This is a genomic window from Arthrobacter sp. G.S.26 (genome assembly GCF_050847375.1).
In the GTDB taxonomy this organism is placed as follows: domain Bacteria; phylum Actinomycetota; class Actinomycetes; order Actinomycetales; family Micrococcaceae; genus Arthrobacter.
In genome coordinates this window covers 3582774-3598194 of record NZ_CP193752.1, presented here as the reverse complement: position 1 = coordinate 3598194, position 15421 = coordinate 3582774, and the positions used below count along the sequence as shown (strand labels likewise).

Below are 15421 nucleotides of genomic sequence, written 5' to 3'. Positions count from 1 at the left end.
CCTACTTCTTCGCGTGCTTCTGCTGGGCTTTGGTGAGTTTCTCCGCGGACTGGGTCAGGAAGTCCTTCACGGAAAGGTCGCCCTGGAGCACCCGCTGCCACTCCGGAAGCATGTCCGTGGTGGTGATGGAGTTGAACTCGGGCAGGTAGAACGGCTGTTCCAGGACCACGGCCTTGCTGTCCTCAACGGCTTTTACGGAGGCCTGCATGGCCGGGTTTTCGGTAACCCAGGTTTCCTTGGCCACTTCGAGGTTGCCCGGGAGGTAGCCGGACTTCTGGGCCCAGAAGCTGTTGCCTTCATCGCTCATGGTGTATTCGAGGAACTTCCAGGCGGCTTCCTTGTGGGGACTTGCCTGGAACATCGAGAACCCGGTGGTCATGCGGCCGGTGAGCACGGTTTTGCCGTTGTCCGCGGGGAACGGTGCCACGGCGCCGATCTTGTCCGCGCCGATGGCGGCAACGTGGGTGGGGTAGGAACCGATGCTGTGGCTGAGCATTGCAGCGCCGCCGGCGCCGAACTGCGCCACCATGGTTTTGAAGTCCGCGGTCAGGTCGCTTCCGGCGGTGTCCTTGCCGTAAAGGTCCACGTATTTCTGGGCCGCGGCAACAACTGCCGGATCGTCAAGGGTGGAGGTTCCGTCCTCGCGGAAGAACGTGTCCACGCCGGACTGCGGGTAGACCATCTGGACAAACTGGGAGAAGAACCCGTTGCCGCCGCGGAGGGTATAGCCGAATTTCCCTGCGCCCTTGTCCGTCAGCTTGTCCGCTGCCGTGTAGAAGTCGTCCCAGGATGCGGGAGCCGACAAGCCGGCGTCCTTCATGAAATCGGAGCGGTAGTAGATGACGTCGGCGAGGCTGGTGGCCGGGGTCAGGTAGAGCTTCCCATCGGGTGAGGCTGCCTTGGAGGACTTGGTCATGGCGGGGGAAATCTTTTCTTCCCATCCGCCGTCCTTGAAGTCCTGGTCCAGGGGTGCCAGGGCGCCCTGGGCGACAAGGGCTGAAACGTCCGACGCCTTGGGGGTCACCAGGTCCGGGGTGGCCTTGGTGGCAATGGCGGTGCTGATCTTCTGCATGTAGGAGTCGGTGGGCAACCCCAGGTAGTTGACCTTGATGCCGGGGTTTTTGGCCTCAAACATGCTGATCAGTTTTTTCAGGTTCTCGGTCCGCTCGGGGCGGGTGTCCGTGTCCCAGAGCTCCAGGACAACTTCCCCGGAGTCGCTGGCCCCTGTGCTGCCTGAACCGCAGGCACCCAGCGCCAGTGTGGAAGCCATGATGGCTGCCAGGGCAAGTGCTGTCCTGCCCTTGCGGCTCCGGGTCGGGGACTGGGCATTATCCGTACGCTTCATTGCGTTCCTCTCAAGTGGCGATGTGAAGCCGGCCATGTCGTGCTTCGTACATCGTATACTACATACGATACACCTGATATGCTGATGTTTATGGAAAGGAATTTACTGTGACTACGAACGCCATGCAGCCCGGGCCGCTGCTCTCCTCCTCCCGGACGGGTCTCGTTGTTGAAGCCCTTCGGCGCTCGATCCTCACAGGTGAGTTGCCTGCCGGGCAGCCTTTGGTGGAAACGGACCTGGCGCGCAGCTTCGGGATCTCCAAAACGCCTGTCCGGGAGGCCTTGAAGACCCTCGCCGGTGCCGGCCTGGTCACCATGAGCGAGTACAAGGGCGCAACGGTGCGCGTGGTGGACGAAGCGATGGCCCGCAGCATCTTCGACGTCCGGACCCTGCTGGAACCAGTGGCGGTGGCCCGGACCGTGGAGCGCGGGTTCGACGTCGAACTCGCCCAGCAGGCCCTGGACCGGGCCACCTCCTCAGAGGATGAGGCCGAGCGCAGCCTCGCCAACCGCGACTTCCACCAGCTCCTGTATTCCAACTGCGGCAACCCCGTCCTGGTGGACATGCTGGACGGCCTGCGTGAGCAGACTGCCCTCATCTCCGTCAACGCCTGGACCCGGCTGCCCTCCTGGGATTCGGAAGCCGCCGAGCACGCCGAAATCCTCGCCGCAGCACGGAACGGCGACGCCGGCCGGGCCGGCGAACTGGTCCTAAACCACATCCACAGTTTCGAGGTCCGGGCAATCGGACAGATAGTCGGGGGAAAACGATGACGTTCTCTGAGCTCCGCACCGCATTGGCAGATGTAGTTGCCATTCCGGTCACGCCGTACCAGGACGGTGCACTGGACCTGGGCAGCTTCCGGAAGCTGCTGCGCCGGCTGGTCAGCAGCGGCGTCACCACCATCACCCCCAACGGCAACACCAGTGAGTTTTACGCCCTCACTGCCGCAGAGCGCCGTCAGCTGATCACAGCCGCCGCCGAAGAAGTGGGGGAGGAGGCCTTCCTGCTCCTTGGGGTGGGGCACGACGTTGCCACAGCAGTCGCGGACGTAAAGGCGGGCGCAGAGGCCGGCATCAGGATGGTCATGATCCACCAGCCGGTCCATCCGCACGTTTCACCGCTGGGCTGGGTGGCTTACCACGCGCAGATCGCCTCCGCTGCCCCGGACGTGGCCTTTGTCCTCTATATCCGCAGCGCCTGGGTGACCCCGGCCATGCTGGTGGAACTGGCCGGCCGGTGCCCCAACGTCGTCGGCATCAAATACGCCGTCCCGGACGTGACGCAGTTTGCCCGGATCCGGGACCTGGCCGGGCCGGACAGGTTTGTATGGATCGCCGGCCTCGCGGAACCGTACGCCCTGTCCTACGCCGTCCACGGCGCGGAAGGCTTCACCTCAGGCCTGGTCAACGTCAACCCACGGCTTTCGTTGGCGTTGCGGGACGCACTGCGGACACAGGACTACCCGGCCGCCAGGGACATGCTGGCCACGATCTCCCGGTTTGAGGAGCTGCGCGCCGAGGACAGCTCCGCCAACAATGTCAGCGTCATCAAGGAAGCCCTGGCCCAGCTGGGTCTGTGCAGCCGCACCATCAGGCCACCCAGCCACGAGCTCAACCAGCAGGCCCGCACCGAAATCGCGGGGATCCTGTCCGAATGGGGCTGCACCGCTGCGGACCAGGGCCAGCCGATCCACGCAGCGGCAGGAGCCCACGCATGAAAATCACCGGATTCAAGACGTTTATGCAGCGGGTGGGCAACCGGCCGCGGCTGCTCCTGCGCGTCGACACAGATGAGGGGCTGTCCGGCTGGGGTGAAGCGTACAACCACGGACCGGACTGGGCCCTGGTGCCCATGCTGGACTACATGTTCGAGCAGGTTAAGGGCGAAGATCCCCGGCGGATCGAGTTCCTGACGCAAAAGCTCATCCGGATGGCGCGGTTTCCGCAGGGGGCGCTGGGCCTGGCCGCGATCTCCGCCATCGACCACGCGCTGTGGGACATCGCCGCCAAAGCGGTCAACCTTCCCGTGTACGGGCTGCTCGGCGGTGCCGTCCGGGACAGGGTTGCCGTCTATGCAGGTGTCTATTCGGCGCCGGACCCCGCGGAGTGCAGGGACGTTACAACCCGGCTGAATGAGCAGTTCGGGTTCACCGCGTTCAAGCTCAGCCCGTTCCGCGGCGACATCCATAACCGGCGCTGGGGCGCGGTGGTCAACGAAACGGCGGAGTACTTCGGTGCCGTCCGCGAAGCCTGCCCCGATGAGTGGGATTTTGCGTTCGACGCGCACGCAAAGATCTTTGAGCCGTACCAGGCGGTCCAGCTGGGCAACGCGCTGGCCCCCTACCAGCCGCTCTTTTTTGAGGAACCCATCAGGCCCGAATACTTCCCGGCCTGGCACCGGCTGCGGTCCGAGCTCAAAGTGCCGCTGGCCACCGGCGAAAGCCTGTATTCCAGCAACGAGTTCCTCAGCCTGCTCACGGGCGGGGGAGCCGACATCATCCAGCCGGACATCTGCGTGGTGGGCGGGATCTCGCAGATGCGCAGGATCGCCACGATCGCCGAAGCGCACTTCACCATGGTGGCCCCGCACAACCCCATGGGCCCGCTGGCCGTGGCCCACAACCTCCACTTCGCCGCCGCCTGCAGCAACTTCTCCATCCTGGAATACAAGCTGGAGGAAACCACCTGGTGCCCCGATCCATACCTGCCGGTGAACGGGCACCTTGAACTGCGGCCGGACCGGCCCGGGTGGGGGATCGAGATCGACGAATCCACCCTGGCGGAGGACGACTACATCCACTGGGAACGCACCTTGCCGGTCCGCCCGGACGGGTCGCTCGCCTTCTGCTGAGCCGCCCGCCCGGCCGGGTCAAACCGGCAGGCCTGCCTCCGGTAGCCTGTTGGGATGGAGCAGGGAATAGCCCATCGGGGCGCTGAAGGCATCCTGCTCGCCGGCGCGGGCAGGGCCATCCTGCTGCAGATCGCCAACCCGGCGGTGGGCCACGGCGTGGCGGAGCACAGCACGTTCACGCACCGGCCCATCAGCCGCCTGATGGGCACCCTCACCTACGTCTACGCGGTGGTCTACGGCTCCGAGGAGCAGGTCCGCGAGGTCCGGCGCCGTGTCAACAAGGCGCACGCCCCCGTCCGGCGTGATGCCGACGCATCGGCCAGGGGCTACAACGCGTACGACGCCGATGCGCAGCTTTGGGTGGCCGCCACCCTCTACGACACGGCCAACGTCATCATCACCGAAATCTACGGCGCGCCCGACGCCGACACCGCCGACGCGATGTACCGCGACTACGCGAAACTCGGCACAGCCCTGCAGCTTCCGGCGCACAAGTGGCCGGCGGACCGGGCCGCCTTTGCGCACTACTGGGACGGCCAGCTTGGCTCGCTGCGGGCCGACGCCGCCGCCGTCAGTGTGGGCCGGGGCCTGCTGTATCCGGAGCAGGCCCCGCTCTGGTACCGCGCGGTGATGCCGCTGGCCCGGTTCCTCACCGCCGGACTGTTGCCGGACCAGCTGCGGAAGGACTTCGGGCTGCCGTGGAGCGAGGGCCACGAACGGCGTTTCCACCGGACCCTGCGCGCGCTCGCGGTCATCTATCCGCGGCTGCCCCGCCGCCTCCGGCACTGGTTCAAGGATTACTGCCTGGCCAGCCTGGACAAGCCGCAGACCGGTAAACCAGACTCCGGTAAACCAATCCCTGGCAACCCCAAACCCCGTGACCCGAAAAAGCAGGAATACCGTGCGTAGTGCCACCACCGTTGAACAGCGGATCGACGCGAGGGCCCAGCGGTTCCTGGCCACGGCCCCTTCCGGCGGCGCCCGGTCGAAACTCACCGAATTTGTGGTCTTTGGCCTGAAGCAGGGCTGGGCCTGCATCTTTGGTGCCGCGCTTTTGGTGGTCCTGATGGCGGCCCGGCTCTGGTACCCGGAGAGCGTGGGACTGGCCAGGAACGACTTCCTGACGCTGGCCGCCGTCGTTATCCAGATCCTGATGGTGGCCTTCCGGCTGGAAACCCTGCGGGAGCTGCGCGTCATCATCCTGTTCCACCTGGTGGGAACGGTGATGGAGCTCTTCAAAACGGACGTCGGCTCGTGGGCCTATGAGGCGGAGGGCGTCCTGCGGATCGGCGCGGTGCCCCTGTTCAGCGGCTTTATGTACGCGGCGGTGGGCTCCTACATGGTGCGGGTGTACCGGCTGTTCGACCTGAAGTTTGCCAACTACCCGCGCCGCTGGATCACGGCGCTGCTGGGCGTTGGCATCTACGCGAATTTCTTCACCCACCACTACATCTGGGACCTGCGCTGGCTGCTGCTTGCCGCCGTCGTGATCATTTACGGCCGCTGCGTGATGCATTTCCGGGTGTTCCGCCGGGAGTTCCGGATGCCGCTGGTGCTCTCCTTCCTGCTGGTGGCGCTGTTCATCTGGGCTGCGGAGAACATCGCCACCTGGTCCGGTGCGTGGCTGTACCCCAGCCAGGTGGACGGCTGGCAACCCGTGGGCCTGGAAAAGCTGGTGTCCTGGTTCCTGCTGATGATCATTTCGGTGGTGCTGGTGGCCTGGGTGTACAAACCCCAGCCGCCTGCCACGGCGGGCAGCGACGCCCCTGCCCCGAAGGTGTCGCTGCCCTGACGCCCCGTTCCCGCGGCGTCAGCCCCTTTCCCGCGGCGTCAGCCCCTTTCCCGCGGCGTCAGCCCCGGGCCGCTAGGAGTCCGCGGCTGTACTGGCTGGCGGGACGGTCCAGGCCGAAGTGCCCGCGGAGGGTGGTGCTGGTGTACTCGGTGCGGAACAGGCCACGGGCCTGCAGGATGGGGACCACTTCGTCCGCGAAGGCGTCGAAGCCTCCCGGCAGCCACGGCGGCATGATGTTGAACCCGTCCGCGGCGCCCTGTTCAAACCAGCGCTGGATCTCGTCCGCCACCTGGACCGGAGTGCCGGCAAAGACGTAGTGTCCGCGGGCGCCGGCATACCGGTGCAGGACCTCCCGGACGGTGGGCTGTTCCCGGCGGATGACGTCAAGGACCAGCTGGCTGCGGCTGCTGGCCAACCCTTCCGCCCCGGCCAGCAGATCCGGCAGGAACGGCTGGTCCAGGTCCGCGCCTGACAGGTCAACCCCCAGGAGGTTCCGCAGGATGCCCAGCCCGTATTCAGGCTGGGTAAGCTCATCGAACTCCTGCTTGAGGGCTTTGCCTTCTGCTTCCGTGGAGCCCAGGTAGGGGCTGATGCCGGGCAGCACCAGGAGCTGGTCCGGGTCGCGTCCCAGGGCTGCCGCCTGGGCTTTGATGTCGGCATAAAACGCCTGGCCGCTGGCAAGGCTTTGATGCGCGGTGAAGACGGCTTCGGCGTGCCGGGCTGCAAACGCGGTGCCTTCGGGGGACGACCCGGCCTGGACGTGCACGGGCCGGCCCTGCGGGGTCCGGGGTGTGTTTAAGGCGCCGGCCACGCGGAAGTAGCCGCCCTCATGGTCAATCGCGTGGATCCGTGACGTGTCGGCGAAAGCCCCGGTACCGGCGTCGGCCACCACCGCGTCATCCTCCCAGCTGTCCCATAGCTTGCCTGTGACCTGGACAAACTCCTCGGCCCGGGCGTACCGCTCGGCGTGGGGCGGATGCTGGTCCAGGCCGAAGTTTTGGGCCGCCCGTTCGGCGCCGGTGGTGACGATGTTCCAGCCGGCCCGGCCGCCGCTGATGTGGTCCAGCGAGGCGAAGAGCCGGGCGGCGTTGTACGGTTCCAGGTAGGTGGTGCTGGCGGTGCCGATCAGGCCGATCCGTTCGGTGGCCACCGCGATCGCTGACAGCCAGGTGAACGGTTCGATCCGGAAGCGGGTGGCGAACCGGACGTTGCTCTCCAGCGCCGGGCCGTCCGCGTAAAACACGGCGTCCAGCTTGGCCCGCTCGGCCCGCTGCGCCAGTTCCTGGTAGAACCGGATGTCCAGCAGCCGGTCCGTGGCGGATTTCGGGTGCCGCCAGGCTGCCTCGTGGTGGCCGCCGGGATAAATAAAGAGGTTGAGTTTGAGCTGCCGGCCCATTACAGCGCCGCCCCCACCGAGGCGAGCACGGGGGCAGGGGTGCCGGCGTATTGGTTGGCCGGGCGTTCCAGGCCGTAGTGCTCCCGCAGTGTGCTTCCCGTGTACTCGGTCCGGAACAGGCCGCGCTCCTGCAGGATGGGCACCACCTGGTCCACAAACGTTTCCAGGCCGGACGGCAGGACCGGGGGCATGATGTTGAAGCCGTCCGCAGCGACACCGTCGAACCATTCCTGGATGGCGTCCGCCACCTGGACAGGGGTGCCGGTGAAGGTCCGGTGCCCCCGGCCGCCACCCAGGCGCCCGATCAGCTGGCGCACGGTGAGGCGTTCGCGCCGGGCCAGCTGCACGATCAGGGTGTACCTGCTCTTGGCGCCCTCGATCTGGTCCTCGCTGGGCAGGTTGTCCGGCAGTTCCCGGTCCAGGGCCAGGTCCTCGGGCGCCACACGAAGCGTTTTAGCCAGCTGGAGCCGGGCGTACTCCGGCTTGATCAGCCGGTCCAGCTCATGCTCCAGCTCCAGCGCCTCCGCCTCGGTGGCGCCGATGACCGGGACGATGCCGGGAAGGATTTTGATGGCGTCCGGATTCCGTCCTGCCGCGGCCGTCCTGGTCTTGAGGTCCGCGTAGAACGCCTGCGCGTCGGCAAGGGTCTGGTGGGCGGTGAAGACGGCGTCCGCGTACCGGGCGGCGAGGTCCTTGCCGTCCTCGGAGGAACCTGCCTGCACAATCAGCGGGTGCCCCTGCGGTGGGCGCGGCACGTTGAGCGGGCCGCGGACCTTGAAGTGGCTGCCGTGATGGTCGATCACGCGGATCCGTTCCCCGTCCCCCCACACGCCCTCCGCCTTGTCGGCGACAACAGCGTCGTCGTCCCAGCTGTCCCAGAGCTTCTTTGCCACCTCGATGAACTCAGCAGCCCGCTCGTACCGGACGGCGTGGGCGGGCTGGTCATCCACGCCGAAGTTCCGGGCCGCGTCCGGTCCGGCGGTGGTGACCACGTTCCAGCCGGCCCGCCCGCCGCTGGCCCAGTCCACCGAGGCGAAGCGGCGGGCCAGGTTGTACGGCTCGTTGTAGGTGGTGGAGGCGGTGGCAATCAGCCCGATCCGTTCGGTGGCGCCGGCAATCGCGGTGAGGAGGACCGTGGGTTCCAGCTTGCCGGCGGGCCGACGGCCCACCTCGCCGAACAGGACGGGGGAGTCGGCGAAAAAGATGGAATCAAGCTTGCCGCGCTCGGCCGTGCGGGCCAGCTTCCGGTAATGCTCCACATCGGTGCTGGCCAGGGGGTCGCTTTCGGGCAACCGCCACGACGCTTCGTGGTGGCCGGTGCTCATCAGGAAGGCATTGAGGTGAAGCTGGCGCTGCGGGGATCCGGGGCTGGAACTCATGGGGTACTCCTGGGGAAGATGGAAGGCTGGGATTTCAATGGCCGACGGCGGCTGGTTCAGCAGGCGTGGTGGGCTGGGCACCAGGTGCGGGGACCACGCCCAGCGCGGCGAGGAGGTCCCGACGCAAGGCTTCGTGCCCGGCGGCGTCGGCCGCCGAACCAACGTCCGGCGAGACAGTCCGGACGGTGGCCACCCGGCCGCTGTCCAGGACCACGATCCGGTGGGCCAGGGCAATGGCCTCGTCCACGTCGTGCGTGACCAGCAGGACAGCCGGGCGGTGCGCGGCCACAAGGTCCTGCAGAAGCCCGTGCATCCGGATGCGGGTGAGGGCGTCCAGGGCGCCGAACGGTTCGTCGGCCAGGAGCAGCTGCGGTTCCCGGACCAGGGACCGGGCCAACGCCACCCGCTGCTGTTCGCCGCCGGACAGCTCGTGCGGCCAGGACTTTTCCCGGCCGGCGAGTCCCACTTCGGCGAGTGCCCTGCGGGACCGTGCCTCGGCGTCGTGCTCCCGCAGACCCAGGGTGACGTTGCCCAGGACGGTGTCCCAGGGCAGCAGTCTCGAGTCCTGGAAGACCACGGAGACCCGGTCCGGGACGGTGATGACACCGCTGCCTCGGACGTCGTGATCCAATCCGGCGAGGGCGCGGAGCAGGGTGCTTTTGCCGCAGCCGCTGGGTCCCAGGAGGGCCACGAATTCGCCGGGGGCGATGTCAAGGTCCACGCCGTTCAGGACGCCCTTGGGACTTAAACTGCGGATCAGGCCGCGGACGGACACTGCCGCCCGGGAGTCCGCGGATGCCGCGGATCCGGAAATGGGAGGGGCGGTACGGGTCAGCCCGCCAACGTGCGTTGCCATGAGAGTGCCTTTCGTTCGATGAAGCGGACGGTGCCGTCGGACAGCAGGCCCAGGATGCCGTAGACGGCCAGGCCCAAAACGATGATGTTGGTTTGGCCGTAGGTGCGGGCGAGCTCCATCATGTAGCCGATGCCGCTGGTGGCGTTGATCTGTTCCACCACCACCAGGGACACCCACGCGCCGGTGACCGCGAAGCGCAGCCCCAGGAAGAATCCGGGGAGGGCGCCGGGCAGGACCACGCGGCGGATAAAACCGGCCCGGCTCAGGCCCACGGTCTGCGCCAGTTCCACATAGCGGAGGTCGATGCCCCGCAGGCCGGCGTGCGTCTGGAGGTAGACCGGGACGAAAACGCCAAGCGTGATGGTGAGGACCTTCATGGTCTCGTCGATCCCGAACCACAGGATCAGGAGCGGGATCAGGGCCAGGCCGGGGATTGCCCGCTTGATTTGGACGGGCCCGTCGATGAGCGCCTCGCCCACACGGCTGAGCCCGGCGAGCAGGGCCAGGACCGCACCCACCAGCGTGCCGAAGAACAGCCCCAGCAGGGCGCGCTGGGCCGAGATGGCCAGGTTTTCCTGCAGACGCCCGTCGGCCAGCAGCTCACCTGCGGTGGCCACCACCGTCCATGGCTCGGACAGGATCCTGGGGTCCAGCAGGCCCGTTGCCGAGCCGGCGGTCCAGAGCAGCAGCAACGCCGAGGGGCCCAGCAGCCAGGCGAGTCGCCGTCGTCGCCCGGGTCCTAACCTTTTGCCGGTAGGCCGGACGTCGTCGCGGCCGGCGAGGGCGGGGTCCTGGTGGGGTTCGACGGCGGGGCGTTCCAGTACGGGGGCGGCGCTCACTGGGTGCCTCCCTTGGCAGCTTCGGCGAAGGCAGTGCCTGCGATCGCTTCGAAGCGGGTGTCATAGAGGTCAGCGGCGTTGAGGTGCGGTTTTTTCTGCTCCCGGGACAGCAGGTCAATCGTTTGCTGGTGCCTGGCGATGGCTTCGGTCCAGGAAGTGGGGACGTCCCGCCGGCCGGCTGCGTCGATCAGGTACTGGCCGTCCGCGGCGGACAGGCCCTGGTCCTTGATGTAGTAGCCCTCGAGCCATTCCTTCGGGTGGTCCTCGACCCAGCGCTGGGCTTTGCCCCAGACCTCCGCATACTTGGCCAGGGCTGCTGCCTTGGCTGGGTCGGCCAGGACGGTGGCGGGCGAATACAGGTGGCCGGGGTCGTCGCGAAGGCCGTGGCGGAGGGTACTGGCACCGTCGGCGCCGTACTTGGCCAGGTAACGCTTGATCTGGACACCGCCCAGGGGGGCCGCGTCCACCTGCCGGCTGGACAATGCTGAGGAGTAAGCGTCGCCGTTGCTGGGCAGTTCCACCAGTTTGACGTCGTCCTGGGCCAGCCCTGCTTTTTCCAGGATACGCAGCACCAGGGCGCCCTGGGCCTGCCCGGGGCTGTACGCCACCTTTTTGCCGCGGAGGTCTTCCAGCTTTTTGATGCCGGATTCCGGTGCAATACCCAGTTCGTAGAGCGGATGGTTCACCGCATCCTGCCGGTAGGCACTGGCGATGATGCGGACGTCCAGGCCGGTCCAGGTTGCATGGATGGGCGGGATGTCGGCCACAGAGCCCACATCCAGGGCGTTGGCCCGGAAGGCTTCGGTGGTTTGCGGGCCGCCGGAGATGTTGGCGAACGCTACGTTGATGCCCTCCAGCTCTTTGCCCAGTCCTGACAGTTCCAGGGCCACCTTGATGCTGGGATCACCCACGGTGATGGTGGTGCCGGCCGGGACCGACGTTTCCAGCGGCGCGAACGACACCCGGTCAGAGGGCTGGTTGCCGGCAGTGGCGGCGCCGCCGCAGGCAGTCAGGAGGCCGACGGCTGGAATCGCCAGGAGCGCGGCGAGGGCGCGGCGGCGGGTCAACGGGTGCCGGGAGATACCCAGCGGCGGCGGGGAGGGTGTCAAGGACATGGTGTGCCTTTCGGGGACGAGGGCTGGAAATTTGGGTCAAAAACAAGGGGAACCGCAGGTTTTTGGGTGCGACAAACCCGCCCGGCGGGGCAACCGGGTTGTGCCGGATAGGGCTGGGTTACGAACTGCGCAGACCCTGGCGGCCGACCAGGGAAACCGGAGAAGAGAACCGCTGGAGAACGGTCCGCACGGTCAGGGGCTGCCTGTTGGGTTTGCCTGCCGGCGTTGGCCTGCCGGATTTACTCCGTGAGGTTTGCTCTGCCGGATTTGCCAGTGGGACGTCGGCGGGCGGATCGGGAAGGCCGGGCGGGGCCGCTAGGCGGAGATCAGGAGGCCGGACACATTCGACGCCGGCTGCCGGTGGACGACAGACACCACGACTGCCGCCGGTAGTGGGTGGACCGCCGGAAACCAGGCAGCGGGGTGCGGAAAAACGGCGAGGCGTGGCTGCTGCCGGGTGCGGTTGTGATGGTGCCTGGCAATCGGTCCTCCTTTGTCCCTTCCTTGCTTCCGGTACACCTTGGGACCGGCTGTTCCAACACTTAAGCACGGTTCAGCAGGCCTTGGCCAGCATGCTGCAATGGAGGCGAAACGGGAGGAAACGCCGCTTCTTATTGCGCCATCGGGAGGGCTCTGACGGCAATCGGGCGCCACGGACCGCAACGCGGGTTCATGTGACTGGCGGCCCGCGCCTGACCTTTCGAGGGAAACGTGCCGGCTTGCGGAGATCAGCCGGCCGATGGGATCTAGCCCGGCTTGCGGCCTGCGCCTGACCTTTCGAGTGAAGCGTGCCGGCTTGCGGAGATCACGTGCCCGCGAGGTCTACCCCGGCTGGCTGCCGGCCCCTGTACGGACCTGCTCCCTGGCCCGCTCGACGATTTTCTCGGTCACGGCCCACGATGCCAGGAGCTTCAGGGCCTCTTCCGACGGGCTGCCGGGGACGGCAGGGTAGACGGTCAGGGTGTGGCCGGGGTCTTCACCCAGGTCCAGGACCTGGTAGTCCAGTTCGAGCAGCCCTACCACCGGGTGCTGGAAGAATTTGGTGCCCGAGTAGTGCCGGCGGACGTTGTGCGCCGCCCAGCGGGTGCGGAACTCGTCACTTTGCATGGACAGCTCACCCACCAGTTCGGCGATGCCCTTGTCGTGCGGGGCGCGGCCCGCGTCGCGGCGGAGGATGGCCACGTTGACGTTGGCGGCCCGGTCCCAATCGGTATAAAAGGTATGGGCGCGGGGGTCCAGGAAGATGAACCGCGAGTGGTTGGCCGGGCGGGACACCCCGCGGTACAGGTCCGCGTAGAGGGCGTAGCCCAGGGTGTTGGCAGCCACAATATCCATCCGGTTGTTGCCGATGAACGCCGGCGCCCCGGTGATGGTGTCCAGCAGGTGCTGCAGGACCGGGCGGACCCCGGCGGGAGCCGTTCCCGCAGGACGTTTCCGGCCCGACGGGGTGGCGGCACGGGCCAGGTCGTAGAGGTGGTCGTGCTCGGCGCGGTCCAGTTCCAGCGCCCGGGCAATGGAGTCCAGGACGCTGTCCGAGACGCCGCTGAGGTTCCCGCGCTCCAGCCGGGTGTAGTAATCGACGCTCACTCCGGCAAGCCGGGCCACTTCCTCGCGGCGCAGGCCGGGCACCCGCCGGCGGCCGCCGTAGGATTCCACGCCGGCCTGTTCGGGGGTGATGCGGGCACGGCGGGATGCCAGGAACGTCCTGACCTCGGCTCGGTTATCCATAGGGACACGTTACGACGGAACGGCAGGCCCTAGGGAGGGTCTGCTGGAACCCGTTACAGCAGGGCCCTCGCTAGGATTTGCGGAGGGTTGTTTGATGGTGTGGTGCCCAATCGATTCCCCTCCACCTTGCCGCCGTCGGCCGGTACTGTCCCGGCTACGCTGGTGGCCACGGTGATTTTCCTGACCGCTGTGGCGCCCCTGGCTACGGACATGTACGTGCCGGCGTTCCCGCGGGTTGCCGGCGAGTTCGGAACCACAGCGTCGGCCGTGCAGCTGACGCTAACCACCTTTTTCGCCGGCATGGGCCTTGGCCAGCTGGTGGGCGGGCCGTTCAGCGACCAGCGAGGAAGACGCCTGCCGCTGGTGGCGGGCACCATCCTGATGACGCTCGCTTCGATCGCCTGCGCCCTCTCACCGGACGTGGGCATCCTGATGGCCGCCCGCTTCCTGCAGGGTTTTGGCGGTGGCTGGGCCATGGTGATCGGCCGCGCCGTGATTGTGGACCTGGCCCACGGCCCGCAGCTGGTGCGGGTGCTCAACGTGGTGATGGGAATCGGCGGCGTGGCACCGATCATCAGCCCGCTGCTGGGCGCCGTCATCCTCCAGCTGACGGGCTGGCGCATGACGTTCTGGACCCTGGCAGCGCTGGGTATCCTGATGGCCCTGTGTGCTTTGCTGATTGTGCCGGAGTCGATGCCGCCGGAAAAGCGGCATGCGGGCGGGCTGGGCGAATTCGGCCGGGCGGCGAAGGTGGTGCTGTCCAACCGCCGCTTTGTTGGCTATGTGGTGGTGGCGTCGTCGGCCTTTATTGCGTTGTTTGCTTATGTGGCCACGTCCGCCTTTATCCTGCAGAACATGAACGGGCTCTCCCCGGTGGCCTACTCGGTGGTTTTCGCCGCCAACGCCGGCGGGATGACCATCGCAGCCCTGGTCTCCGCACGCCTGGCAGGGCGGGTGTCCACGCGGAAAGTGATCCTCACCGGGCAGGTCATCGCGCTCGCCGCGGGCCTGGCCATGCTGGCCGGCGCGCTGTGGTGGGGAACCCCGCTGCTGGTGGCGATGGGCAGTTTTTTCGCACTCATGGTGGCGCAGGGCCTGATCAACACGAACGGCGGCGCCCTCGCCTCCGCCGAAGTCCCCAGCCATCCGGGCACCAGTTCCGCAGTGCTGGGCCTGGTGCAGTGGACCACGGCAGGGGTGGTGGCGCCCATCGCGGGATTGGGCGGCACCGACACTGCAGTGCCCATGGCTGCGCTCATGATCGGCGGGGCGCTGCTGTCGCTGTTCGGGCTCCTGGTCCTGGCCCGCCAGGAAGCACGCCCCGACACCGGCCGGGACGCCCGCCGCGACAGCCATCCCGACGCCGGTCCCGGAAACCTTCAACAGAACGGAGCATCAACACCATGAGCACCATCGCCATCATCGGCGCCGGCAAAGGCCTGGGCCTCGCAGTTGCCCGGCGCTTCGGCCGCGAAGGGTATGCCGTGGCCCTGCTGGCCCGGAACCAGGACAACCTGGACGCCCTCACCGGTACCCTCAGTGCCGAAGGAATTCACGCTGTTGGCTTAACCGCCGACGTCCGGGACCCGGGGTCCCTGCAGGGGGCCCTTGACCGTGCCGCCTCAGCACTGGGGCCGGTGGAGGTGCTCCAGTACAGCCCCGTTCCCGCCCCGGAATTTATGCTTCCGGTCCTGGACACCGCAGCCTCTGACCTCGTGGGGCCGGTAGAGTTTTCCATCTACGGTCCCGTCACCGCAGCACGCCAGGTCATCCCCGGCATGCGGACTTTGGGCGGCGGAACTGTCCTTTTTGTCAACGGCGCCAGCGCGGTCAGGCCCAACGGGGCAGTTACCGGCACCTCCATCGCCTTCGCCGGCGGGAGTGCCTACGCGCAACTGCTCCACGATGCCCTCGCCCCGGAGGGAATCCACGTGGGCCAACTGATCATTCCCCGCGGAATCGGTGGGGGAGACCCCACGCACCACCCCGACGCAATTGCCGAAACCCTTTGGCGGATGCACTCGGAGCGCGGGGACTTCCGGACGTTCCTGGCACCGCTCGAATAACAGGGCAGAACCGAAGATCCAATAACTGAACACCCTCCAGTTTTTATCCCCA

The 15421-nt window shown here is 67.2% G+C and carries 14 protein-coding genes; 7 read left to right on the top strand and 7 right to left on the bottom strand.

The window, feature by feature from the left end:
- Nucleotide 1: 1 nt before the first annotated feature.
- A complete protein-coding gene (locus ACRB8A_RS16570) occupies nt 2-1345 on the bottom strand; it encodes an ABC transporter substrate-binding protein (protein ID WP_056598305.1) in 1344 nt (447 codons plus the stop codon).
- A gap of 107 nt (nt 1346-1452) precedes the next feature.
- Between ACRB8A_RS16570 and ACRB8A_RS16565 the strand changes: the two genes are divergently transcribed.
- From ACRB8A_RS16565 to ACRB8A_RS16545, 5 genes are read left to right on the top strand one after another with little or no spacing between them, the layout of a single operon-like run.
- On the top strand, nt 1453-2118 hold the full coding sequence (locus tag ACRB8A_RS16565; protein WP_231686056.1) for a GntR family transcriptional regulator: 666 nt from the start codon (nt 1453-1455) through the stop codon (nt 2116-2118).
- Nucleotides 2115-3065 (top strand): dihydrodipicolinate synthase family protein, encoded by a 951-nt coding sequence (locus ACRB8A_RS16560; RefSeq protein ID WP_432245141.1) that lies wholly within the window; start codon nt 2115-2117, stop codon nt 3063-3065. The genes ACRB8A_RS16565 and ACRB8A_RS16560 overlap by 4 nt, the downstream gene beginning before the upstream one ends.
- Entirely contained in the window at nt 3062-4198 is a 1137-nt protein-coding gene (locus ACRB8A_RS16555; protein ID WP_432245140.1) for a mandelate racemase/muconate lactonizing enzyme family protein, read from the top strand. The genes ACRB8A_RS16560 and ACRB8A_RS16555 overlap by 4 nt, the downstream gene beginning before the upstream one ends.
- A gap of 54 nt (nt 4199-4252) precedes the next feature.
- On the top strand, nt 4253-5107 hold the full coding sequence (locus ACRB8A_RS16550; RefSeq protein ID WP_432245139.1) for an oxygenase MpaB family protein: 855 nt from the start codon (nt 4253-4255) through the stop codon (nt 5105-5107).
- Nucleotides 5100-5990 carry a DUF817 domain-containing protein gene (locus ACRB8A_RS16545; RefSeq protein ID WP_432245138.1) on the top strand — a complete coding sequence of 297 codons (891 nt, stop codon included), beginning with the start codon at nt 5100-5102 and terminating at the stop codon, nt 5988-5990. The genes ACRB8A_RS16550 and ACRB8A_RS16545 overlap by 8 nt, the downstream gene beginning before the upstream one ends.
- A gap of 58 nt (nt 5991-6048) precedes the next feature.
- Here the strand turns inward: ACRB8A_RS16545 and ACRB8A_RS16540 are convergent, their stop codons facing one another.
- From ACRB8A_RS16540 to ACRB8A_RS16515, 6 genes are all read right to left on the bottom strand, one after another.
- A complete protein-coding gene (locus ACRB8A_RS16540; protein ID WP_432245137.1) occupies nt 6049-7386 on the bottom strand; it encodes an LLM class flavin-dependent oxidoreductase in 1338 nt (445 codons plus the stop codon).
- Complete coding sequence (locus ACRB8A_RS16535) at nt 7386-8765, bottom strand: LLM class flavin-dependent oxidoreductase (protein ID WP_432245136.1); 1380 nt, start codon at nt 8763-8765, stop codon at nt 7386-7388. The genes ACRB8A_RS16540 and ACRB8A_RS16535 overlap by 1 nt, the downstream gene beginning before the upstream one ends.
- 34 nt (nt 8766-8799) lie before the next feature.
- Nucleotides 8800-9621 (bottom strand): ABC transporter ATP-binding protein, encoded by an 822-nt coding sequence (locus tag ACRB8A_RS16530; protein WP_432245135.1) that lies wholly within the window; start codon nt 9619-9621, stop codon nt 8800-8802.
- Nucleotides 9597-10460 carry an ABC transporter permease gene (locus ACRB8A_RS16525; protein WP_285241769.1) on the bottom strand — a complete coding sequence of 288 codons (864 nt, stop codon included), beginning with the start codon at nt 10458-10460 and terminating at the stop codon, nt 9597-9599. The genes ACRB8A_RS16530 and ACRB8A_RS16525 overlap by 25 nt, the downstream gene beginning before the upstream one ends.
- Complete coding sequence (locus tag ACRB8A_RS16520; RefSeq protein ID WP_285241768.1) at nt 10457-11575, bottom strand: ABC transporter substrate-binding protein; 1119 nt, start codon at nt 11573-11575, stop codon at nt 10457-10459. The genes ACRB8A_RS16525 and ACRB8A_RS16520 overlap by 4 nt, the downstream gene beginning before the upstream one ends.
- Nucleotides 11576-12397: 822 nt before the next feature.
- A complete protein-coding gene (locus tag ACRB8A_RS16515; protein WP_050685585.1) occupies nt 12398-13303 on the bottom strand; it encodes a helix-turn-helix transcriptional regulator in 906 nt (301 codons plus the stop codon).
- 102 nt (nt 13304-13405) lie between these two features.
- Here ACRB8A_RS16515 and ACRB8A_RS16510 point away from each other — a divergent pair, with 102 nt between their 5' ends.
- A complete protein-coding gene (locus tag ACRB8A_RS16510) occupies nt 13406-14710 on the top strand; it encodes a multidrug effflux MFS transporter (protein ID WP_285241766.1) in 1305 nt (434 codons plus the stop codon).
- The gene (locus ACRB8A_RS16505) at nt 14707-15369 is read left to right on the top strand and encodes an SDR family NAD(P)-dependent oxidoreductase (protein WP_056598278.1); all 663 of its coding nucleotides are present in this window, start codon (nt 14707-14709) and stop codon (nt 15367-15369) included. Before ACRB8A_RS16510 ends, ACRB8A_RS16505 begins: the two co-directional genes overlap by 4 nt.
- Nucleotides 15370-15421 lie beyond the last annotated feature (52 nt).